This is a genomic window from Pyrococcus sp. ST04 (genome assembly GCF_000263735.1).
GTDB lineage: Archaea > Methanobacteriota_B > Thermococci > Thermococcales > Thermococcaceae > Pyrococcus.
Genome location: NC_017946.1, coordinates 535,087 through 557,123 on the forward strand (window position 1 = coordinate 535,087; position 22,037 = coordinate 557,123).

The 22,037-nt window shown below is 42.8% G+C and carries 22 protein-coding genes, 1 tRNA gene and 1 pseudogene; 15 read left to right on the forward strand and 9 right to left on the reverse strand.

Translation table 11 applies throughout. From position 1 onward, the window contains the following. The first annotated feature begins 28 nt into the window (after nt 1-28). The 6 genes from PY04_RS02700 to PY04_RS02725 are packed head-to-tail and all read left to right on the forward strand — an operon-like array spanning nt 29 to nt 6,481. Nucleotides 29-1,813, forward strand: a complete 1,785-nt coding sequence (locus PY04_RS02700; RefSeq protein ID WP_014733647.1) for a hypothetical protein — start codon at nt 29-31, stop codon at nt 1,811-1,813. Continuing rightward, on the forward strand, nt 1,810-2,844 hold the full coding sequence (locus PY04_RS02705; protein WP_014733648.1) for a DUF4350 domain-containing protein: 1,035 nt from the start codon (nt 1,810-1,812) through the stop codon (nt 2,842-2,844). Before PY04_RS02700 ends, PY04_RS02705 begins: the two co-directional genes overlap by 4 nt. Next, complete coding sequence (locus tag PY04_RS02710; RefSeq protein ID WP_014733649.1) at nt 2,822-3,751, forward strand: MoxR family ATPase; 930 nt, start codon at nt 2,822-2,824, stop codon at nt 3,749-3,751. The genes PY04_RS02705 and PY04_RS02710 overlap by 23 nt, the downstream gene beginning before the upstream one ends. Beyond that, nucleotides 3,748-5,010 carry a DUF58 domain-containing protein gene (locus PY04_RS02715; protein ID WP_014733650.1) on the forward strand — a complete coding sequence of 421 codons (1,263 nt, stop codon included), beginning with the start codon at nt 3,748-3,750 and terminating at the stop codon, nt 5,008-5,010. Before PY04_RS02710 ends, PY04_RS02715 begins: the two co-directional genes overlap by 4 nt. Continuing rightward, nucleotides 5,007-5,540, forward strand: a complete 534-nt coding sequence (locus PY04_RS02720; protein ID WP_014733651.1) for a hypothetical protein — start codon at nt 5,007-5,009, stop codon at nt 5,538-5,540. Before PY04_RS02715 ends, PY04_RS02720 begins: the two co-directional genes overlap by 4 nt. Next, nucleotides 5,537-6,481, forward strand: coding sequence for an NAD-dependent epimerase/dehydratase family protein (locus PY04_RS02725; protein ID WP_014733652.1), 945 nt, complete (start codon nt 5,537-5,539; stop codon nt 6,479-6,481). The genes PY04_RS02720 and PY04_RS02725 overlap by 4 nt, the downstream gene beginning before the upstream one ends. A gap of 39 nt (nt 6,482-6,520) precedes the next feature. On the opposite strand, the gene PY04_RS02730 is transcribed toward PY04_RS02725, so the two are convergent. The 3 genes from PY04_RS02730 to PY04_RS02740 all read right to left on the reverse strand — a co-directional run bounded on the left by PY04_RS02730 (nt 6,521) and on the right by PY04_RS02740 (nt 9,197). Continuing rightward, nucleotides 6,521-7,657, reverse strand: a complete 1,137-nt coding sequence (locus tag PY04_RS02730) for an ATP-binding protein (protein ID WP_148266001.1) — start codon at nt 7,655-7,657, stop codon at nt 6,521-6,523. A gap of 159 nt (nt 7,658-7,816) precedes the next feature. Further along, nucleotides 7,817-8,062 (reverse strand): hypothetical protein, encoded by a 246-nt coding sequence (locus tag PY04_RS02735; protein WP_048055923.1) that lies wholly within the window; start codon nt 8,060-8,062, stop codon nt 7,817-7,819. A 103-nt stretch (nt 8,063-8,165) separates the two neighbouring features. Continuing rightward, a complete protein-coding gene (locus PY04_RS02740) occupies nt 8,166-9,197 on the reverse strand; it encodes a type I restriction endonuclease (protein WP_014733655.1) in 1,032 nt (343 codons plus the stop codon). 421 nt (nt 9,198-9,618) lie between these two features. On the opposite strand from PY04_RS02740, the gene PY04_RS02745 reads away from it, so the two are divergent. Further along, nucleotides 9,619-10,527, forward strand: a complete 909-nt coding sequence (locus tag PY04_RS02745) for a transcription initiation factor IIB (RefSeq protein WP_014733656.1) — start codon at nt 9,619-9,621, stop codon at nt 10,525-10,527. A 22-nt stretch (nt 10,528-10,549) separates the two neighbouring features. After that, nucleotides 10,550-10,672, forward strand: a pseudogene (locus PY04_RS09465) (DUF365 domain-containing protein); the annotation flags it as partial. A 149-nt stretch (nt 10,673-10,821) separates the two neighbouring features. On the opposite strand, the gene PY04_RS02750 reads toward PY04_RS09465, so the two are convergent. The 6 genes from PY04_RS02750 to PY04_RS02775 all read right to left on the reverse strand — a co-directional run bounded on the left by PY04_RS02750 (nt 10,822) and on the right by PY04_RS02775 (nt 15,387). Next, nucleotides 10,822-10,897: transfer RNA gene (locus tag PY04_RS02750), tRNA-Gln, on the reverse strand. 54 nt (nt 10,898-10,951) lie between these two features. Further along, nucleotides 10,952-11,626, reverse strand: a complete 675-nt coding sequence (locus PY04_RS02755; RefSeq protein WP_014733657.1) for a hypothetical protein — start codon at nt 11,624-11,626, stop codon at nt 10,952-10,954. Between the two features lie 12 nt (nt 11,627-11,638). Next, nucleotides 11,639-12,586, reverse strand: a complete 948-nt coding sequence (locus PY04_RS02760) for a calcium/sodium antiporter (protein WP_014733658.1) — start codon at nt 12,584-12,586, stop codon at nt 11,639-11,641. A gap of 47 nt (nt 12,587-12,633) precedes the next feature. Further along, complete coding sequence (locus PY04_RS02765; RefSeq protein WP_237710137.1) at nt 12,634-13,689, reverse strand: hypothetical protein; 1,056 nt, start codon at nt 13,687-13,689, stop codon at nt 12,634-12,636. Between the two features lie 73 nt (nt 13,690-13,762). Continuing rightward, nucleotides 13,763-14,200, reverse strand: a complete 438-nt coding sequence (locus tag PY04_RS02770; protein ID WP_048055924.1) for a chemotaxis protein CheW — start codon at nt 14,198-14,200, stop codon at nt 13,763-13,765. Next, a complete protein-coding gene (locus tag PY04_RS02775; protein ID WP_014733661.1) occupies nt 14,197-15,387 on the reverse strand; it encodes a methyl-accepting chemotaxis protein in 1,191 nt (396 codons plus the stop codon). The genes PY04_RS02770 and PY04_RS02775 overlap by 4 nt, the downstream gene beginning before the upstream one ends. A 295-nt stretch (nt 15,388-15,682) precedes the next feature. Here PY04_RS02775 and PY04_RS02780 point away from each other — a divergent pair, with 295 nt between their 5' ends. From PY04_RS02780 to PY04_RS02810, 7 genes are read left to right on the forward strand one after another with little or no spacing between them, the layout of a single operon-like run. Next, nucleotides 15,683-16,522, forward strand: a complete 840-nt coding sequence (locus tag PY04_RS02780) for a protein-glutamate O-methyltransferase CheR (RefSeq protein WP_014733662.1) — start codon at nt 15,683-15,685, stop codon at nt 16,520-16,522. Further along, complete coding sequence (locus PY04_RS02785; protein ID WP_014733663.1) at nt 16,515-16,877, forward strand: response regulator; 363 nt, start codon at nt 16,515-16,517, stop codon at nt 16,875-16,877. The genes PY04_RS02780 and PY04_RS02785 overlap by 8 nt, the downstream gene beginning before the upstream one ends. Before the next feature lie 22 nt (nt 16,878-16,899). Next, on the forward strand, nt 16,900-18,006 hold the full coding sequence (locus PY04_RS02790) for a chemotaxis response regulator protein-glutamate methylesterase (protein ID WP_014733664.1): 1,107 nt from the start codon (nt 16,900-16,902) through the stop codon (nt 18,004-18,006). Next, the gene (locus PY04_RS02795; RefSeq protein WP_048055925.1) at nt 17,978-20,296 is read left to right on the forward strand and encodes a chemotaxis protein CheA; all 2,319 of its coding nucleotides are present in this window, start codon (nt 17,978-17,980) and stop codon (nt 20,294-20,296) included. The genes PY04_RS02790 and PY04_RS02795 overlap by 29 nt, the downstream gene beginning before the upstream one ends. Then, a complete protein-coding gene (locus tag PY04_RS02800; protein ID WP_014733666.1) occupies nt 20,289-20,918 on the forward strand; it encodes a chemotaxis protein CheC in 630 nt (209 codons plus the stop codon). Before PY04_RS02795 ends, PY04_RS02800 begins: the two co-directional genes overlap by 8 nt. Then, nucleotides 20,915-21,541: a chemotaxis protein CheC gene (locus tag PY04_RS02805; protein WP_014733667.1), complete on the forward strand. Its 627-nt coding sequence runs from the start codon at nt 20,915-20,917 to the stop codon at nt 21,539-21,541. Before PY04_RS02800 ends, PY04_RS02805 begins: the two co-directional genes overlap by 4 nt. Then, nucleotides 21,541-22,032 (forward strand): chemotaxis protein CheD, encoded by a 492-nt coding sequence (locus tag PY04_RS02810; RefSeq protein WP_048056190.1) that lies wholly within the window; start codon nt 21,541-21,543, stop codon nt 22,030-22,032. Before PY04_RS02805 ends, PY04_RS02810 begins: the two co-directional genes overlap by 1 nt. Nucleotides 22,033-22,037: the final 5 nt, after the last annotated feature.

Consider the following 22,037-nt stretch of genomic DNA (forward strand, 5'->3'; position numbering starts at 1 on the left):
TTTTCTTTTTCTTAGCTGGGGAAAGAGCATGAAAAAAGTACTTCTCCTTGTGTTGATGTTTCTGATTCTTTCCCCAGTTGGGGCCGTTGAAAGGCAGCTTAGGTATGAAGATGTTAAATCGAACGATGAGGGGGTATATATATTCTTTTCTTCGTTGGCTAAGCTCTCAAATGAGGTGTTGGAATTAGTAGTTGAGGAAGGGAATGCAACTTCAAAGTTTGAACTGCTAGATACAATAGTTAATAAGACGCTTTGGGAGTTACCATATTATAGGAGTATAGGTGTTGGAGCAAGAATTGAGAAGTTCTTGAAGCCCTTCATAAAGATGAGAGACGGATTAAGGGATGTTAAAACAGGTCAAGCTGAGTTCTTTAGATGGTACAATGTTTTGAAAAAGAGTAGAAGTTTCTCCGCCTATTCTAAGGCAGCCTCTGCTTTGATTCTTATGAAAAATGGGAGAGATACTATAGTTGAGGCAAGTAAGGAGATAAAAAGTCTGAACTTTATTATGGAAAATGGTAGCGTGAAAAGAATTGATGTAAATTTTGAAGACAATATAGAGAGATTAGACAGGCTTATTGATTACTATTCAAGGCTTCTTGAGAGACTTAAGGTTCCAGAGGGTTTTTTTGTCAACGTTTCTAAGCTGAATCCCTATGCGACAGAGCCAGTTATAATATATGGAGCAGGAGAGGGGCTGAAAAATATAATCCTTTATGTTGGAAATGAAAGTTTTGATGTGGGATCTCCATTCTCGATAACTTATTCATTTCCTCGTCCGGGTGTTTACGAGGTTTATGCAACGGCAGTCAACGGTTCAAGGCTCGTAAAGTCAAACATCATTGTTGTAAACGTAACAAAGATGCCAACGAAGATTGTTGTTGAAAAAAGGGTTTATGGGTATGTTTCCACTCCTTTGGTTCTTTCTGGTTCTTTGGTTGATGCTCTCTCAAGGCCATTGGCGAATAGAACCCTCTTAGTAATTTCTTCGGGAGAGGAGACCTATGTTATTACAGATGTCAATGGTGTCTTTAGAAAGATTTACTCTCTGGATTCCCTCGGAACTATCAACGTTAGGATTCTTTTTGAAGGAGACGATGTCTATGAAAATTCATCGGCGAGCGTTACCCTTGTCTTTCTGAGATTACCAGTAACGTTGAAAATAGAGGGTGAGGAGAAGGCTAGAATTGGGAGTACTTACAGAGTTTATGGGGAAGCTTTGGGCCTTAGAAATGGTACCCTTTTAATTTATGTTGACAATAGGACTCATGGAAGTGTTAATGTTAGGAATTCTAAGTTCACATTCAACTTAACATTTGAGGTACCAGGTACTCACGAGATATTTGTTGCATTTCCTGGGGATAATACTCACGCTCCTGCAAAGTCTAATGTCTTGGTCGTTAAGGTGTATGTTCCCCCGTATGCGGAAGTTGCTGGTTTTATCTTACTTTTAATTCTAATGTATGCAGTTTTTAGAATAACCAAACGCAAAAGAAGTAAGAAAAAGATAACATTGCATGATATTATCGCGGGAGTTGAAGAAAGAGAGGAAGAGAAGAGAAGTGTAAGGGAGGCGTATAGGTGGCTTTATAAGAGACTTATTTCTCAATATGGCCTGAAGCCTTCGATAACCCCCAGGGAACTATACAGGTTTCTATCCAAGGAGAGATTTGCCCCATACCTAAGGAAAGTCACTGCTATACATGAGGTTCACGTGTACGGAATGAGACGATTACCCTCTAAGACAGTTAAGGACTTCTTTAGGAGTCTCTCTGTCCTCATAATTTCAAAGATCATAGGTGAGGAGTTATGAGAAGGGCCTTGTATATTACACTAATGATATTTGGAATTATGATAATTATAATGCCCATCTCCTTACCCGTATTCACAACGACATCCGATTTTAGCGTTTTCAATCCATCTTGGATTGGAGTCTCTCAGTTTGGTAAGATGCTCTTTGCTGGGGGGAAGGTTTACCCAGTATTAGTACCTTTTAATTCCTTCAACCTAAGGGAGAAGGAGGGAACTCTGATAATCATTGCCCCAGATCTCAGTTATTCTTCATTTGAAATTGAGGAAATTAAGGAGTTCGTTAGGGGGGGAAATACACTGATTCTTATGGATGACTTTGGAACGGGAAATGAAATCCTCGAGGGGCTAAACCTCAGCGTGAGGTTTTCTAGGAAAATGCCGGTTGATATCTTCTATATGAAGGACTATCACTTCCCCGTTGTCGTGAAGATAAATGATGAGAGGTTATCTGCTGGAGTTAGGGGTATACTTCTGAACGTTCCTTCCGTAATAGAATATCCCAATGGAACAGCATTAACTAGCTCTGTATCTATGCTGGGAAGAAACTTTAAGGAGTACCCAATTCTCGTGACGTTGAAGTATGGAAATGGTAATATCGTGTTATTCTCAGATCCAAGCGTCTTTACAAATGAGATGATAAAATACAACAGAAGGTTTGTTGAGAACTTCATAAAGGCATATGTTAAGTATCCCGTTTATATAGATGAGGCTCACCACTCAAACTTTAATCTTGTCCAGATGGGAACCGTAGTGATAAGGAGGAACGTTAACAAGATAACAATATTTTATATTATAGCTTCGATATCTTTTCTAGCCCTTTTCATAGAGTCTGGTTTGGCATATAAAATCCTTGCAAAAGCTTTATCACTGGTATTTGGATGGCTCTTTAAGAAGGAAAAGGAAGATATTAGGAGTATAGTTGGGAGACTTAAGAAGGAGGGCTATGACGAAAATGTGCTCCTTAGAATAATCAATGGAATAGAGAAAGCCAGAAGGTTGGGTGGTGGATATGGACGGAAAGAAGTTTCTTAATATGCTAAAGAGGGAAATTCATAAGGCCGTCGTTGGAAAGGATGATGTTATAGAACTCTTGGCGGTTGCTTTACTTGCTGAAGGTCACGTTATAATAGAGGGAATCCCTGGGGTAGCAAAGACAACAATAGCCAAGAGTTTTGCTCAAGTTCTGGGCCTTAAATTTTCTAGAATCCAACTAACTCCCGACTTACTACCAGCTGATATTCTTGGAACAGTATACTATGACCAAGTCGAAGGGGTTTGGAAGATCAAGAAGGGGCCAATATTTGCGAACATAGTTCTTGCCGATGAGATTAACAGAGCCCAGCCCAAGACCCAGTCCGCGCTATTAGAGGCAATGCAGGAGGTTCAGGTAACGATTGAGGGAAAGACATTTCAGCTCGAAAGGCCTTTCCTTGTAATAGCAACTAAGAATCCCTTAGAGTTTGAAGGTGTTTACAATCTTCCAGAGGCTCAGATAGATAGATTCCTTCTTGAGATAAAGATAGGGTATCCTAGTGAGGATGAGGAAATCGAGATGCTGAAGAGGAAGGATAGGGGAGAGTTCTCTGAAGTTAAGAGAATATTTTCCAGGGAGCAGATACTGGCACTAATAAAGAGTGTAAAAAAAGTTAAAACGAGTGAAGAAGTTATCAAGTATCTCCACTCCATAATAAAGGAGACGAGAATAGACGATAGGCTTTTAATAGGAGCTTCCCCGAGAGCAGCAGAACACCTCCTATATGCGGCAAAGGCAAAGGCCTTTCTTGAAGGTAGGGATTACGTCATTCCTGACGACGTAAAACAACTAGCAATCCCCGTTTTGGCTCATAGACTTATAGTTAAGCCCGAATATGAGGTGGAAGGTGTAAAGGGAGAGAGCGTTGTCAAGGATATCATTGAAAAAGTTGAGGTGCCGATATGAAAAGAGAGGACGTCCTCATTATCCTTGCAGTTATGGGGATAGTGCATGGCTTCCTCTCGGGTAGTGTGAGTGGGCCTATTTTTAGCATTGGAGTACTCTCATATTTGATGCTGGCTAGGAACAGTTTTCTTCCAGATTTAACGGTGAAAGTTGAAGGACATACTGAGATGGAAGAGGAGAAAGAGTACGAGTTTACACTTTTCTTAAAAAATAAGGGTTCTGCAGCTTTAGTAAAGCCTAGGGTAGAAGGGCCCCCTGAGCTAACAGTTAAAAAGCCTAGAGTTGTTCTTATCCCCCACAATGGAGAAAAGGTCGTTAGAATAAAAATTAAGCCCATAGCAAAAGGAGAGTACACTGTAAAGCTCTTTCTAGATGTGGAGGATATTTTTGGAATAAACTCAACTACGATACCCGTGAGTACGATGAAGCTAAGTGTTGTGCCTTCGGTAGATTCAATCAGAGAGGCTATGGAAAATGTAAGGAACATTAGGCTCAAAGAGGCCTATAAGAAATCTTTGTTTGGTCTTGAGAGCTTGGAATTTTATGGATTGAGAGAATATTTCCCTGGAGATGATGTAAGGAGAATTGACTGGAAGGCGAGTGCGAGGCTTAGGAAGCTTATAGTTAGGGAACTTCTCAAAGAGAGGGAGAGTGACGTTTATATAGTTTTAGACGAGAGTAGGGAAATGAGGAAAGCGAAGATAGATTACGTTTCAACACTTGCCCTTTATCTAGCTTCTATCCTCATAAAAAATGGATATAGCGTTGGTCTAATAAAATACTGGGAAGGCGGATACAAGATCATTAGCCCGGGGAAAGGTGGAGAACAACTTGAAAAAATTAGGAATTCTTTAAAGTTTAGAAGAGAGAGGGGAATGTTTTCTCTAAAGATGGATGTTAGTGGTTTCAGTGAGAAGGCTAGGAGATTCCTTAGTAAGATATTTCCGAAAAGAAAGGGAGTGTTTGAAGCCCTACTTTCCATAAGGACACCATCGTATCTTGTGATAATCTCCGATCTAACGAGTAACACGTCTATGCTATACTCCCTGGCCGTTATGCTCAAGAAAAAGCATAAAATAATAATACTTTCTCCAAATCCAGTATTATTCTATCCCCATGAGCTAGATGAGGGTACTCTTAAGTTCCTATATAGAAAATACAAGGAAAGGGAATCTGTGTTAAGGAAGTTCTCTTCAGTAGTCCCAGTAATAGACCTTGACCCATATGACTACGAAGAAGTTTTGAGGGGATTAGAATGATTGGGCTGATCTCCACAATAATTGGTGGAGCGATATTGAAGGTATGGGCCACAGTGCTAGTTCCTCTCATGTATCTAGCTGGAAGAAAAAGTAAAGATTTTGCATACCTAACATTCTTCGCCTTTGTTCTAATTGCAATGAACGAGATCACCGTGAAGTCCCTATTTTCTTATGATTCCATTAGGGTTTTCCTTTTACTAGTGTTGCCATCTTTAATTGCCCTTTCAGAAAGCGTGTCTCTCCAGGAATTTAAACTTAGGAAAGTTGATTTAATACCAATATCCTTGTTCGTGTTGGGACTCTTGCACGAAGGCTTCTTTTACTTGGGCCTATTTTACTTGGCTTTTGAGGCATATGAACCTAGGAGATTAAAGTTAATGAGACTCCCCCTCCTACTAGCATTCATTCCAGTTGCCACGGTTCTAGTGGCCAAGCTCTTTCTGAAGGAGATGTTGGCTCCTGAATATGAAGCCCTCATAATCGGAGGATCCCTCCTGATAGTATACTTAACAATGGAGGTGAAAGCATGATACTTGTTACAGGTGGAGCGGGCTTTATAGGTTCTCACCTAGTTGATGCCTTGGTTGAGAAGGGATACAAAGTTAGAGTGCTGGACGACTTGAGTGCGGGAAGTCTTGACAACCTAAAAAACAGCATCGACAGGATCGAGTTTATTAAGGGGGACATGAGGAACTTTGAGACTGTTAAGGAAGCTGTTGAAGGTGTGGAAGTCGTCTTTCACCTCGCTGCAAACCCAGAGGTTAGAATAAGCTCCCAAAGTCCCGAATTGCTTTATGAAACCAACGTTCTCATAACGTACAACCTGCTCCAAGCCATTAAGGATTCCAGTGTTGATTACCTCATTTTCACATCTTCCTCGACGGTATACGGTGATGCGAAGAAGATACCTACACCGGAGGATTACGCACCTCTCGAACCAATAAGCGTTTACGGCGGGGCAAAACTGGCTGCTGAGGCCTTGATAAGTGGTTATGCTCACATATTCGGCTTTAGAGCCCTGATTTTCAGGCTGGCGAACATAATCGGGAAGAGGTCAAACCATGGAGTTATATACGACTTCATAAACAAACTCAGGAGGAACCCGGAGGAGCTCGAAATACTTGGGGACGGAACCCAGAGGAAGAGCTACCTCCACGTGAGCGACACCGTCGAGGGAATCCTCCACATCTTTGAGCACTTTAAGGGTGAAGGCAAGATCTACGATGTTTACAATCTGGGGAGTGAAGATTGGATAACGGTGAGGGAGATAGCTGAGATAGTGAGTGAAGAAATGGGCCTAAACCCGAGGTTCAAGTTCACCGGAGGCGTTGATGGGGGAAGGGGATGGAAGGGAGATGTTAAGCTGATGCTCCTTGATATATCGAAGGCAAAGTCAACTGGATGGAGGCCGAGGATGAACAGCTATGAAGCCGTGAGGAAAACTGTGAGAGAGCTTTTGGAGGAACATTAGTACTTTTACCTTATTCTTTGAAAAGCAAAATCCTGAGGCTCAACTCGGAGTAGTTGTTACAATAAGAATTGGTAATCTCTCTGCGGCATATCTATAAATTGGATCTGAGAATTTATAAACTCCAATCTCATCCTTAACTACGATGAATAACTCTTTAGTCAAGGCATCTAGGAGTCTGCTAAGGGTGTCTTTTGGAATTCCTGTCTTTTCTAATTCTCCCCATGTAGCGCCGTAAACCAGTCTCTTAATAACTTCTCGGGCTTTGGGGCTTCTCCCTTCTAAGAAGTGCTCCAACTCCTTTAAAGCCTCGTTCACAGCCTTCTCAAATACCCTTTGCAAGGACTCTTCATGACTTGTCCTGAGGCAACGTCTGAGTCCATAGAGGTTCAACCAGCCAGGCAGAGTTCCAAGCCTCCAAATTGTCTCCTGAATTTCCCTCTGAGTGACATTAACATCACACTGCTCAAACCCTTTCCTTAGGAATTCCGCTGCTACCCATTCGGGCCAGGGTGAGAGAAGTATCTCAATTGGTGGCCTTCCGTAAAGACTGTCTTTGTGAGTGGCTTCGAACAGCTTTTTAACAACACCAGCATAGGAACCTGTAAATATCACCAATAGGGAATCATTTTCATTAAATGCCGTGGCTAGGGCTTTTAGGAAGTTGTTCACGCCTTGTTTCACGTTTTGAACTTCATCAAGAATTAGTATTGTGTCCTTTAGGGCAAAAAGAGCATCTTCCAAAGCGTTTTTAGCAGCTGCATTTTCTCTAAGTTTTACACTAGCACTAACGTCTCTGGCAGAAAAAGAGACTTCTGCAATGTATTTTGATAGTGCATCAAGAATTGACTTTGGTAATCTGCTGAGTATCTTCTCTGTGGCTTGCCGAGAAGTTTCAGCATTCCGTAAGTCAACAAAGATTACATTATACTTCATTTCTTCTGCAAAAGCATTGGCACCTGCCCATGCTAAGCTGGTCTTTCCCGCCATTCTTGGCCCAAGAACTGCCACCCAGCTTTTAGCATGAAGAGCGTTTATTAGCTTATTTAACTCCTCAGAACGTCCAAATAAGCTTTCTTTATCTTTTCTTGGCCTCTGATCAAAAATGAGATGCCTCTTCTGGACTTTCTCCTTCTCATTAAGGGTACTCCCCGAACCAGTTCGGGGGGTAGTCTTTATAACATTTGTGTAGTTCAGTAAAAGGCTTAAATTTGATTAACCACTTAGCTCGCTTGGTAAATTTCCCTTGACTCTGCACGCGGAATAATGTAATGAACTTCAAAGCCTAAATCTTCTTCATCGAGAGTTTTTACTTCATTTGGAATGATTTTCTTGGCTCTAGGTGACTCTTGTCCGGGCCTGTAGAAGAATGATGTAGCTTTCTGAGTCCTTGGTCTTTTCTGGAGCGAGGTCTTTTGGGATTAAGTCTCTGCGGTAAATGTTGAGTTTTGGAATTAGGTTGAGTTTCCACAGGTCGTAGATTCCTCTTGAGGTTCTTTCGCCAAGGTACCCTTCATATAAGGGGGATATCTTGCGAAGTTCATTCCAAAGTCCAAGAAAGCCCATTTCTGTTTCCTCAGTCACTTTTTCATTTCCTCCAAACCTTTTCTTGCAATATTTATTGAGGCGGCGGAGGGTGTTCCCTGTGGGAACCCCCACCCTCCAGGGCGGGGAGGAGGTCAGTTGTTTATCTCTTGGAGGAGTACACTTCTATGGCCACGTCAATTCCTGTTCGCTGTTTGATTTCCTTGAGAAATTGCACAGTGGAATTTCCATCACCAGGCATTATTACACCAAAGCCATTCCCTATTTCAATAACTCCAGCATCTTTAGGAAGAAGCTTCTCCAAACGGTCAATCTTAGCGGGAATACGCAAGTTACTAATGTCAATTCCCTTCTGCAGGAGAAATACAACTACAGCTGGTAATAAGGTGCTCCAAGTGAGCCTTGGAGATCTTCCCCATCTTTTTCCACCAACAATCTCGAGCTTCCACCACGTTTCGTCGAGTTTCACATACACACTTAATGGACGCTTACCTTTCAAGTCCACATAAAGAAGCTCATCGATTGTTGGAGCATTAAGTGTACTTACTGGTATCCCAATAACCTCTAGAGTTTTTATTCTCCCTGGGGGCTCATTTATTGGTAGTGTTGAGCCTGTGTTATCTTCTTTCTGTTTAGGACCTTTCTCTAGAGGAATTTCAACAAGTCTCTCTTGGAGATTGGTTACGCTTAGGATTCTCTCCTTGGATAACCACGACAGTCTTTTGATACCTTCTTCTAAAGGAAGGCGTTCTAGGTCTATGATAATGAGAAGTCTGTCTCTTAACTTCTTCTTTGGCTCGAATGCATTAATCACAACCCACTGGATGCCATTGGTGAGTATTCCAAGCTGGACACCATCGCTGAAGCAGTATTTCCCAAGTTGGTTAAGTGCATTGTAGTCTGATATTACATTTACGCCTAGACTTTTGGCTTCAACATATGCTACACAATCACCATTGATATAGAGAGCATAATCAACTCTACCTCCATCTTCAGTACTCACCTCTGGAATCACGTCTTCGGGGTTGAAGATATCCCACCCCAATGCACTTAAAATTGGAAGTATAAGGTGTTGTTTTGTGGCTTCTTCATTAGAATGATAAAGACTAGTCCGAGAATGTGCTATATCCAGAACCTTTTTAATTGTCCTCTCTACTGGGATTTTTTCACGCATGATGAACCACCCCCTAAACCCTAATTTCTTTGACTTTTCTTTTTTCAAGTCTCGCCCTTCAGGGCAGGGAGGAGGTCAGATTTGAGTAAGTATTCCTATCGAATATAACATTGGTGTTCTCGAGCAAGGGAACAAGTTAGATGAGCTGAAAACTATCTTGTATGAAGTCTTTGAGTTTTACCTTGAAAAATATTTTGGGCTTTCTCATGAAATCGCTCATCAATTAGCTCTTGATCTTGAGAAGATTGTTGAGAACTTATTGAGGAAAGTGTAATAATTTTGCATTATGGTGATTTTAAGTTATCAAATGGAGAGTAATCATTGTACAGTGGCCAGGAACTTGCTATATATTTTGCTTGAGAATTTCTAATGCCAAGATTTCAAGGAATCCTGGTTTCAAGAGCTTCATGGGGGTGATTGTTTGCATTTTGAGGAAGTTGTTGGTAGGTGTCCATATTGCGGTTCTTCCAAGCTGATTTATGACTATGAACGTGGTGAGATCTTCTGCGCAGTTTGTGGAAGCGTTGTAACACAGGACATTATTGATCTTGGCCAGGAGTGGCGTGCTTTTGATGTTTCTCAGAGGAATAAGCGTTCTAGAACTGGTGCTCCTGAAAGCATTCTTATCCACGATAAGGGTCTCTCCACGAACATTGGGAGTGATAAGAATGTTAGTGGCTTAATGAGAGAGAAGATGTATCGCTTAAGGAAGTGGCAGTCCCGGTTGAGAGTTGGCGATGCTACCGACCGTAACCTTGCCTTCGCCCTTACCGAGCTTGACAGGATTACTTCACAGCTTAAGCTTCCAAGATACGTTAAAGAAGAAGCCGCTCGTCTCTATAGGGAGGCGGTGAGAAAGGGTTTGATTAGAGGACGTTCGATTGAGAGCGTTATCGCTGCTTGTGTCTATGCTGCCTGTAGACTTTTAAAAATACCTAGAACTCTTGACGAGATTGCTGACATTGCAAGGGTTGACAAGAAAGAGATTGGAAGGAGCTTTAGGTTTATTGCAAGGAATCTTAACTTGACTCCAAAGAAGCTCTTTGTCAAGCCAACGGATTATGTCACCAAGTTTGCTGACGAGCTTGGCTTAAGCGAGAAAACTAGGAGAAGGGCTGTTGAAATTCTCGAAATGGCTTACAAGTTAGGCATTACAAGTGGTAAGAGCCCTGCTGGGCTTGTTGCTGCCGCATTGTACATTGCTTCCCTTCTTGAGGGTGAGAAGAGAACGCAGAGAGAAGTTGCAGAAGTTGCGAGGGTTACTGAAGTGACCGTCAGAAACAGGTACAAGGAATTAGTGGAAAAGCTTGGCCTAAAGATAATGATCTGACTTTTCTTTATTATGTTTATGGATGAAAATAGTGTTCTACGCTTCACGCGCAGATCAAGGCTTTCATGGTGACGCGGAAGTTGAGTCTATCGAGTATTTCACTAACGTGGACGAGATTCTTAAAAAGTACAGTACTGAGTTGTTTCTTACTCCAGAGGAGCTAAGGAAATATGAGCGCGACAGACAAAAATGGCACTCAGTTCAAGAGTCCTTTCCAGCTGGCAGTCTTGAGTTCTTTATGGAATTGTTTGGCAGGGCAATGGGAGCTGTGTTTAAAGAAATTGCGGGGTTGTATGGTAGCCCCGCCGGGATTCGAACCCGGGTCGCGGGATCCAAAGTCCCGCATGCTTGGCCGCTACACCACGGGGCTACTCCCATTCAGACCTCCTTAATCTGGGTTTTTAAACTTAACTTCTGGCGCACTTCAGAAGGAGAACTCTTCGGCCTCGAACTCCTCAACAACCCTCTCAAACGTGTTCTCAGGGGTGAATATGAACCCGCAGTTGTCGCAAACTAAGGCTCCTTTCTCCTCTCTCAACGGGGAGAAGCATATTGGGCACCTATACTCTTCCCTGTACAACTTATCAAACACATCATCTATCATAACGAGGATCTTCAGGTCTTCCTCCCAGTCTTCGTGGAGCATTCCCCAGTAGGGGAGGGATATCAGGTTGCCCTCCTCTATTATGAGGGGGTTTATCCCAATGCTTCTTATCCCATGGGGTAACCTCTGTGCTGGTTCTATGGAAACTACATCTTGTCCATAGAATTCTATCCTCTCGCTCCTAATTGTAACTCCCTTTGATATTCTCCCTCTTAGCGGGAAGATGTTTATGAACAACTTATCATTCTCTATATCCCAGCTCGCACTTAGGCCAAGGTTCTTTTTTGTATAGAACATCGTGAAGGTATTCTCTTCGTAACTCTCGGAGGAGTAAGTAAAGCCCAGCTTTGAAAGTGCTCTCCTAATGAATTTTGGCTTTGGGAGTGAAGAATAGCTTAGGATGTACTCACCTATCCATCCGGCTAGTGCCATAGAATACCCTATGTAAACCTGCCTCTGAACCCTTAGGTAAGCCACACTGGGGATGAGTTTCATCGGATTAAGTTCTCATCCTGGTATATACACTTTTCCCTGGATGATTAGGTATAGGAAGTATGAGTATATCCCTAGTAGCACTACCGCCGTTTTCCTTCCGACTTTGTTGTTCCTGAAGAGAGATATTGTGAGTACGAGCATAACCGCCAAGGTCATGGGCATTACCGTCTTCATGATGGATGGGTCAACGTGTATGGGTCTTATCATTGCCGCTATCCCTATAACCATCAGTATGTCCAGGATGTTGGCACCTATTATGTTCCCAACGCTTATGTTTGGGATTTTCTTTAGGGTGGCCGTTAGGGAGTTTGCAAGTTCTGGGAGTGATGTTCCAATTGAGACGAGGGTAACTCCGATTATAACTTCAGGCACTCCTAAAGCCCTCGCTATCTTCACGGCGCTGTCAACGACGAGTTCGGCCCCGACTATGACCATTCCACCGGATAGGAAGAGTATTGCAACCTCCCTTCCTATGCTTCCATTCCCTTCCCCTTCAAGCTCTTCGAGGGTGATGTGCCTTTTGTATAGGTAGGTCAAGAAGAGCAGGTAGATTATTATTAGGCTTATTCCCTCGATTCTGCTTATCTCTCCATCCATCATGAGGAGCCATGCGTATGTTGTTGCCCCAAGCATTATCAGGGAGTTCTCGCTGGCTATCTTATCAACCTTCAGTGGCATTATCATGGCGGAGATAGCTAGGATTATCCCTATGTTGGCTAGGGCACTTCCTACGGCATTTCCCAGGGCAATTCCGCTGTTTCCCTTGTATGAGGATATTGCAGAAACAGTTACTTCTGGCAAGGTGGTTGCTATGCTTGCTAGAACAAGTGCTATGAGAAACTCGCTGACTCCAAAAGACCTTGCTATTCTGCTCGCTGCCTCGACAAATATGTCGCTTCCCTTTATTAAGAGTACGAGACCGAGGATGAAGATTGTGGCATCAATGATTCCTGCTTCCACCCTTGACCCCGATGTAGATTTTGGTCACTCTTTTAAGGATTTGCTCTTTAAACTCCAAGGTCTTTGAGTATTTTCTCTATGTCCTTGAGCTTGTCCTCCTCTTTTTCCTCCTCAACCTCTATGTTTCCGAGGGTCGTTATTAGTTCTTGAACTTGTTTCTCTAACCTCTTGAGCTCTTCGAACTGTAGTCTGAGTTTCTCATAAAACTCCTTTTCTATGGGGGTTACCGGTATTGGGCTCTCTATCTTTTCAGCTATCTCATCCAGCTTCCCTGTTAGTTCATAGATTGCCCTGTGGATTCTTATAAAGCTCTTCTCTGGGCTCAGCTCTTTCCCATCTTCGTTCATTGGAAGCTTGAGCCTTTTTATTCCAACTATGACGGATGTTAGCGAGGAGTACACTTCATCCTCTGGTACCGAGATAACTGCCAGCTTTCTCAGATCTTTGAGAAGCTCTATTAGGGTTTCCTTCAGCTTTTCAAACTCTTCAACTCCCTTCCCTGTTAGGACGTAGACCTTCGAAAGATCCCTAAGTGAAAGTAGAGCCCTTTTTGCTTGGAGAAGGCCGTCCTTTATCCTCTCTGGGGGGAGGTCAATGGTCATAGTTAGTAGATCCAAGAATTCTTTAAGTTCTTGCTCTTTTCTTTCTTCGAGTGTCTGCTCGAATTTCTCTATCTCTTCCTGGAGTTCTTTTAGGACTTCCTCCTTTAGCGAGTCTTTTACTTGGTTTCTCAGGGTTTCTGGATCAAGCTCTTTGAGTTTTTCAAGAATTTCGTCAATTTTTGAGGGGAGTGGTTCAAGAACGAGAACTTTGGATTTTAGCTCTTTGTATTCCTTTTCTAGTGAGGATATTTTATCCTGGATTCCCTTAAGCTTCCAGGATATTATCTCGTCTATGGACTTTTCTTCTTTTTTCTTCTCCTCTATAAGCTTGTCCTTGAATTTACTCAACTCATCCTGGACCCAGGATTTTATCTTGTCTAACTCCTTTTCCTGCTCATTTAGAAAATCTTTAAGCTCGAAGTACTTTGAGGTGAGTTTATTGGTTAGGTTATTCACATAATACACCAAGAAACCGGCTATAGCTATGAGTATGCCGATCACTAGTATGTCCCCTAGCATGCTTGCGGGTCCTCCAAAGGAATAAGGGGTGAAATGTAAATTAAAATTTATGCCTTTAGATGCTCTCGCCGAGCAACTTGTCTAGGTCGAGCATTATCAGTAGTCTCTCTCCGTTGTTTATCTTTGCTATTCCCTTGATGAATCTCATGTCAACTTTTGAGGCGAGGGTCTTTGGTGGCTGTTCTATCTGATCTTCTGTTAGCGTTAAAACGTCGGAGACGGCATCTACTATCACACCCACTATCTCTCCGTTGACTTCTGCGATTATTATCTTCTTGTTGCTTAGGTCTCCATCGTCGTAGTAACCTAGTAGCTTCTTCAGGTTCACTACCGTTGTTATTTGTCCTCTGAGGTTTATAACTCCCTCTACGAAGTCTGGGGCGTTTGGTACCCTTGTTATTGGCATCATTTCCTTTATTTCCCTAACCTTCGAGATGTCCAAACAAAACTCCTCATTTCCTAACCTGAATGCTACAACCTGTATCTCGGTCACTTCCTACCACCCCTAACATTTTCTATTTCGGTGAGAGCTTTGTCTAGGTCTTCTTTAAGCTTCATAGTCTTTTCTTTAATTGAATCTAGGGTATCAAGGGAGGTCTTTATTGTCTCCACGAGCTGAGTTGCGAAGTTTAGGTTGTCGGAAACGTCTTTTGATATTGAATCTATCTTTTCAACGAGCATCTGTACTGAATTTGCCTGCTCGTCGATTCCTTCTGATAGCTCTTTTACCATTGAAGCAGTCTCGTTGGCTCTTCTTGCTATGTCATCAAAGGCGGCTATAAGCTCTTGAATTGCATCCTTCACTTCCTGGGTTACCCTAGTGTTTTCCTGTATTGATTCTATAACCCTGTTGATGTTTTCTTGCATCTCCTTGATTAAGTCCCTAATCTGTTCAGCCGATCTTCTAGATCTGTCGGCCAACTCTCTTATATTCTCTGCAACTACTGCGAACCCTTTTCCGGCCTCTCCGGCTCTTGCCGCTTCTATGGCTGCGTTCAATGCTAGGAGGTTTGTTTGCCCCGCTATTGATGTTATGACGTAAACTATCTCGTCAATTTTCTTTGAGTAGTCCGCAAGGATGTTTACTGCGTTTCCCATTTCTTCACTAACTTCGCTTATCCTTGCAACCTTCATAGCTGCGTTGTCTGATATCTCCTTACCTTTTTCCGCCATTGACGCTGATTCTAGTGCGAATTCTGAAAGCTGCTGGGCTTGGACGTTCATCTCTTCAATCCCGGCGGAGAGTGTTTGGATGTAGTCATTGACCTCCGCTATCTTCATGCTTTCATTCTCTAATCTTGAGACGAGTTCGTTTGTTCTGTCCAGATCGCCTACCTGTATACCTTCTATATCTGTTTCCAGTTCGGTTGCTGTTTCTTTAGCCCTTTTAATGTGCTCTTCTACGGTTTCTAAGGCTTGGGAAATTTTTCTAGGAGCATATACTGCTGGTCTCTGTCTTATTCTCTTTTTAACTTCCTCAAGAACCTTTATATCTTCTTCAAAAAGTCCTATTGGGGGAGATACATCTTTTCCTTCGAGAACATCTTTCAGATATTGGATGATTTCTCTTGCCAAGGTGTAATCTTCTTTCCTTTTTCCTCCCTGAACTAGAAACAGGCCTACCCCTATTATAAGGAATATGGGGAGAACGTTGACTCCTGAGATTGCAGTGAGGATCAATTTTCTCGCCTCCTTGGAAAGTTTTTAATTTAGCTGCATGAATAGTTAAGGGTGGCATAATTTGAGCGATTACGTGTATTATTTGGCCAAAATCTGATAAAAAGTTTTCGTTTTGTCATATTCATGAATCTGAGTAGTTTACTGCCTTCATTTTGAAGTTAAAAAGACCTACAAGGGTACCTACACAACTACGTGCATAAAAATATTTTTATTAAAGGTCAACGAGTATTGTATAAGGAACGAGAAGCTCTTTAAACTGTTGGATATAAACCAACAACCCAGAGAGGGGCTGATTATGCAATCCCAGAAAGGATATGAGCTTATTAAGGCCGAGATTTTTAAGAGGTTAGGGGTTAGTGTAGACGCCTACAAGGATTCCTACCTGCAGAGGAGGATAAGAGCCAGAATGAGGAAGCTTGGAATAACTGACTACATGGAATACTACAGGTTGCTCAAGACAAATAAGGATGAATTTGAGGAGCTCTTGTTTACCATAGCAATTAACGTTACGGAATTTTTCAGAGATCCAATAGTTTGGAAGACTTTCCAAAATAAGGTCCTTCCTGAGCTGATAGAGTTTAAAAAGCAAAAGGGTGTGCGGTCGATAAAGATATGGAGTGCTGCATGTTCCACTGGTCAGGAACCTTACTCGATAGCGATGACACTCTATGAGGTTCTTGGTCAAAACCTTGGGGGTTTTAGGGTTTCTATACTCGCCACAGATATAGATAGAGAAGCTCTCCAAGCTGCCGTTAGGGGAGAATATCCTGTAGATGCCGTTGAAAAGCAGGTTCCAAAGCATATGATTCCAAAATACTTCGATAGAATAAGTGAGGAGAGGTATAGAATAAAGCCCTTCGTAAAAAGGTTGGTAACATTTAGGTGGTTAAATCTGCTTTCCTCTCCTTACCCGAAGGGATTTGACGTTATATTCATCCGAAACGTTCTCATTTATATGAACAGGGAGGCCCAGGAGGAGATATTTAAAAAGCTCTATGACTCTCTCGAGGATCACGGTTATCTCATCCTTGGTAAAACCGAAACAATCCTTGGAAATGCAGCCAAGTTGTTCAAGTTGTATGATCTTGTCGCTAGGATCTATAAAAAGAATTTGGAGGTGAAGAGGCATGGCTAGGATATTGATAGTTGACGATGCAGCGTTTATGAGGATGCTACTGAAGAAAATCCTAACGCAGGCCGGCCACCAGGTTGTTGGGGAAGCAAGCAATGGAAAAGAAGCTGTTGAGAAGTACAAGCAACTGAAGCCCGATTTGGTGACCATGGATATAGTAATGCCAGAGATGGACGGAATTACAGCGGTTAAGGAAATTATGAAGATCGATCCAAATGCCAAGATAATTATGATCACTGCAGTCGGTCAAGAGGCTAAGGTTATGGAAGCACTCAAGAGTGGAGCCAAGGGATACATAGTGAAGCCATTCCAAGCTCAGAAAGTCATAGAGGAAGTGAACAGGGTTCTATCGTCTTAATCAAGAATAAAACGGTGATAACATGCCCCTGCTCAACAAAAAGATTAGGGTACTCGTCGTTGATGACTCTGCATTCATGAGGAAAATCTTGAAGGACATCATAAACTCTGATCCAGAACTTGAAGTCTGTTGCGAAGCCAGGGATGGGGTTGAGGCTATTGAGATGGTTCAAAAACATAGGCCCGATGTTATAACCTTAGATATTGAGATGCCTCGAATGAATGGTCTAGATGCTCTTAGGGTTATAATGAAGAAATATCCGACTCCCGTTATCATGATAAGCGCTCTCACCCAGGAGGGGGCTGAGGCTACAATAAAGGCACTTGAGTATGGTGCGATAGATTTCATACCCAAGCCTTCCTCTTCAATATCAATAAACATGCGAGAGATGAAGGATGAAATAATAGCGAAGATAAAGGAGGCTGCAAAAGTTCCAAGGAGATTCCTTGAACTTAAGAGAATAAGATTGCTTAGAGCCCAGAAGGCAAAGAAAACAAAACCCTCAGTCCCTGCAAGGATAGCTGTTGCAATAGCGGCTTCGACAGGTGGCCCGCAGTCATTGCTCAAGATATTCCCAAAGTTTCCAGAGGATTTAAAGGCTGGGATATTGCTGGTTCAGCACATGCCTCCAGGCTTTACCCGTTCATTCGCAAAGAGGCTTGACAGCGTGTCTAAAATTGACGTGAAGGAGGCTGAGGAGGGTGACGTAGTAGAGGAGGGCAAAGCATACGTTGCCCCTGGAGACTACCACATGGAGGTTACGCTTAGGAACGGCAAGCCAACGATAACGCTCAACAAGAAGCCCAAGATTCACGGTGTAAGACCTGCTGCAGACCCAATGATGATAACTGCAGCCCAGGTGTTTGGAAGGAGGACAGTTGGAGTAGTTATGACTGGAATGGGAAGAGATGGGGCTCAAGGAATTGTGGAAATAAAGAAGAGGGGTGGAATAACGATTGCTCAAGATAAAGAAACTTCGATAATCTTCGGAATGCCAAAAGCCGCAATTGAAACTGGAATGGTTGACTACGTGGTTCCCCTGGATAAAATCCCCGAGACAGTGGTTAAGGCTGTGAACACAATACGAGGGGGTGGTGTCATTGGAAGACCTTTCACAGTACCTAGATGAATTCCTTGCGGATGCGAGGGATAGGATAGATAGCCTGAGCAATGCAATACTAACCCTTGAAAAGATCGTCAAAGAGGGAGGCAGTGAAGAGGAGAAGATGGAACTAATAAACCAGATATTCAGAGATGCTCACACCTTAAAGGGTACAGCCGCTACCATGGGTTTCATGAAGCTCAGTGAGACGGCGCACAAGATGGAAAACTTGTTTGATGCAATCAGAAACGGTCAGGTCGAGCTAACACCAGAATTAGTTGATTTAGTTCTTGAGTTCCTTGATGCCATAGAAGCAATGGTTGACAACATAGAGGAGAATGGCAATGAGGGAGACGTAGACGTTTCTGAGCTTTTTGAGAGAGCTGATGAATTTATGGGGGGTAAAGCTCCAGAAAAAGAAGAGAAAAAGGAAGAAAAGCCTCCAGAAGAAAAGAAAGAGGCTGAGGAGAAAGTAGAGGAAGTTAAGGTTCCAGAGGGTGGGAAGGTATATCACATAAAAGTGTACTTCCAAAAGGATGCTCCCTTGAAAGGCGTGAGAGCTTTCCTGATTCTTTCGGATCTTGAAGAGAGGGGTGAAGTTCTCTGGACTAATCCCGAGAGAAAGGTAATCGAAGATGGTAACGCTGATCAAGATGTGATAGAGTTTAAGGTATCATCTAACGTTCCCAAAGAGGAACTTGAGAAGGTTATAAAGAGACATCCGGAAGTTGAGAAAGTTGAGATCTTTGAGGAAGGAAAGGGCGAGGAGAAGAAGCCTGAAGGTGAGAAGGAATACTTAATAAGGGTTTACTTCCAGCCTGATGCTCCTCTTAAGGGTCCAAGAGGATTCTTGATTCTTCAGGATCTTGAGAAGATTGGAGAGATAGTTGAAACAAATCCGAGTAGGCAAGACATAGAGAATGGAAAGTTTCTTGAGGATAAGTACTTCGAGGTTAAGCTTAGAACGTCAGCTAACGAGAACGAGATAAGGGAGATTTTAAAGAAGCATCCGGATGTAGTTAACTTCACGATTTCATCTGTCACTGAAGAGAAGAGGGAAGAAAAGAAAGAGGAAAAAGAAGAGAAAAAAGAAGTAAAGGCTCCACAACCACCTAAACCACCAAAGAAGCCTCAGAGGATAGAGACTCCTAAAGTGAAAGTTTCAAGGATAATAAAGATAGATGTCAGCCACCTCGACAAGCTCATGAACCTAGTTGGAGAGCTCGTGATAACTAAGGGTAGGCTTGAACAGATAGCCGAGAGACTCGGAGACAGAGAACTTCTTGAAACACTATCAACTCTCTCAAGACTTCTCACAGAGCTACAGGATGAGATAATGGAGATGAGGCTAACCCCAATTGCTGAGGTCTTCAATAAGTTCCCGAGGATGGTCAGGGAGCTCGCTAGAAAGATGGGTAAGGAAGTTGAGTTCGTTATGGAGGGTGCCGATATAGAGGTTGACAGAACGATCCTTGAAAAGCTCGGTGATGCTCTAGTCCACCTGCTCAGAAATGCTATTGACCACGGTATAGAACCTCCAGAGGAGAGAGAAGCCAAGGGCAAGCCCAGAGTTGGTAGGGTTGAGCTGATTGCAAAGAGAGAGAGGAATCACGTTGTGATTATCGTTAGAGATGATGGTAGGGGTATAGACCCAGAGAAAGTTAAGAAGAAGGCCATAGAGAGAGGTTTAATAACACCTGAAGAGGCCGCAAGCCTGAGTGATGAGGAGGCGATAAACTTAATCTTCCTGCCAGGATTCAGCACTGCAGAGAAAGTCACTGACGTTTCTGGAAGAGGAGTTGGAATGGACGTCGTTAAAGAAGTAGTGAAGTCGATGAACGGTTCAATAACAGTTCAAACGGAAGTTGGTAAAGGAACGACCTTCATACTCAAGCTACCGATTAGTATGGCGATAATCCAGGCATTGCTCATTAGGGTTCAGGATGAAGTCTATGCAATTCCAATTAACAACATACTTGAAACAATCGAGGTTGACCCATCGATTCTTAAAACAATCGGTGGTAGGCATGTGATAGTTCTTAGGGGCGAGATAATACCTGTTGTGATGTTACATGAGCTATTTGGGCTTCCAATACCAGAGGTCGAGAGATTCCCAGCAATAATAGTCGATTATGGTGCCCAGAAAGTTGCAATAGGTGTGGACGAGTTACTTCACAAGAGGGACATAGTCATCAAGAGCCTGGGCAAGTTCCTCTCCAACATTAGGGGCTTTGCTGGAGCTACAATACTTGGAGACGGTAGCGTAGTTCTTATCATTGACATTGGTGGTCTACTTGGAGGTGGATATCATGGCTGAGAGTTTTGAAGAATATATCAAGAATTTGGATGAATTTGCTAAGAGTGCCTTGGTTGAGACTTTCAACATAGGCGCATCCCATGCGGCAACAGCATTAAGTCAGATGACTGGAAAAGAGGTCAACATCACGGTTCCAAATCTCAAGATTGTGGCAATAAAGCATGTACCTGAGGTCGTTGGTGAGGATGTTAAGGTTGCCGTTTACATTGAACTTGGGAGAGATTTCAGTAGTCATGCCTTCTTCATAGCAGATTACGACGATGCTCTAAGGATGTTCGACATAATAATGGGTAATCCCCCCGGAACTACGACTGAAATGGATGATATGGTTAAGTCTTCCTTCATGGAAGTTGGTAATATCCTAATCTCAGCATTTGCGAATGCATTGAGCGAGTTCTTGGGCATTACCATAGAGCAAAGCCCACCAAGCATGGCAATAGACTTCCTTCCTGCGATACTTGACTTCGCCCTGGCTGATATTGGTAAGTACTGTGACTACACGATAATACTTGAGACGAAAATAACTATAAGTGGCGTGGAGTTTGAAGAGCACTTTCTCTTATTCCCGAAGCCAGAGGATATGAAGAAGATTTTGGACAAGCTAATGGGGGGATTCGCATGAAGAGGAGTGAGTGGTATAAGGACATATTTAAGGAGGCCTCTAACATAGCAATATCCCACGCATTAACAGCTCTCTCCCAGATGATAGGTGGTCCTATAGACATGGAACCCCCCGAGGTTGAGATAGTTTCGAGAGTCGAGTTCCTAAAGAGACTTGCAGAGAGAGGAGTTTCTAACGGTTTCACTGTCATGTTTGACATAACCGAGGGTTTATCAGGTTTAACGATACTTCAGTTCCCTAAACAGAGTGCCCTCAACATAACTGCTGTTCTCATGGGAATGGAGCCTGGCAGTGTAACTGAACTCGATGATATGGGAAAGTCAGCTATAATGGAAGTCGGTAACATCTTGATCTCAGTATATACAGATATACTTTCGAATCTCATCGGTGAACCCGTCTCATTAAGTCCACCAAAGCCTGCTGAGTCGCTATATGACATAGAGAAGGAACTTGGCAGACCTGACCTTAGAAATGTTGAAAGTATAATAATATTCAAATCTCGCTTCCACAAGGAAGATATTGGTGTTGAAAGCTTCTTTTACATAGTTCCTACTCCTGAGTCATTTACTAAGCTTGTTAAAAGACTAGAAAGTCAAGTAGTTGAAGAGGGAGAGTTTCAATGATGACCCAGGAAATTAAGGTTGGAATAGGCGACTATGCCGTTGGGAAAGGTCGGGGAATAATTAGCACGTATGGGTTAGGGAGCTGTGTAGGCATTACCCTGTACGATAGAGTTACCAAGGTTGGTGGATTGTTGCATGCTCTATTGCCTGAGGCATCGAGGTATGGAAGTCGAGGGAATCCAGCGAAATACGTTGATACCGGGTTACAATTACTCCTTAGGGATCTACTAAAGCTCGGTGCCTCTAAAATCAGGCTCGAAGCTAAACTCTTTGGCGGAGCTCACATGTTTGAGAATGTAAAGAGCCAGGATCTAATGATAGGGAAGAGGAATGTTGAAGTCGCAAAAAGAGAACTCAAAAAGCTGGGAATAAGGCTAGTAGCTGAAGATACTGGGGGCAAGGGGGGTAGAACAATTTACCTGGATCTATCTACTGGGAAAGTGCGAATGAGAAAGGTTTCGGGAGGGAAGGTTATCGAAAAAATATACTAGGAGGT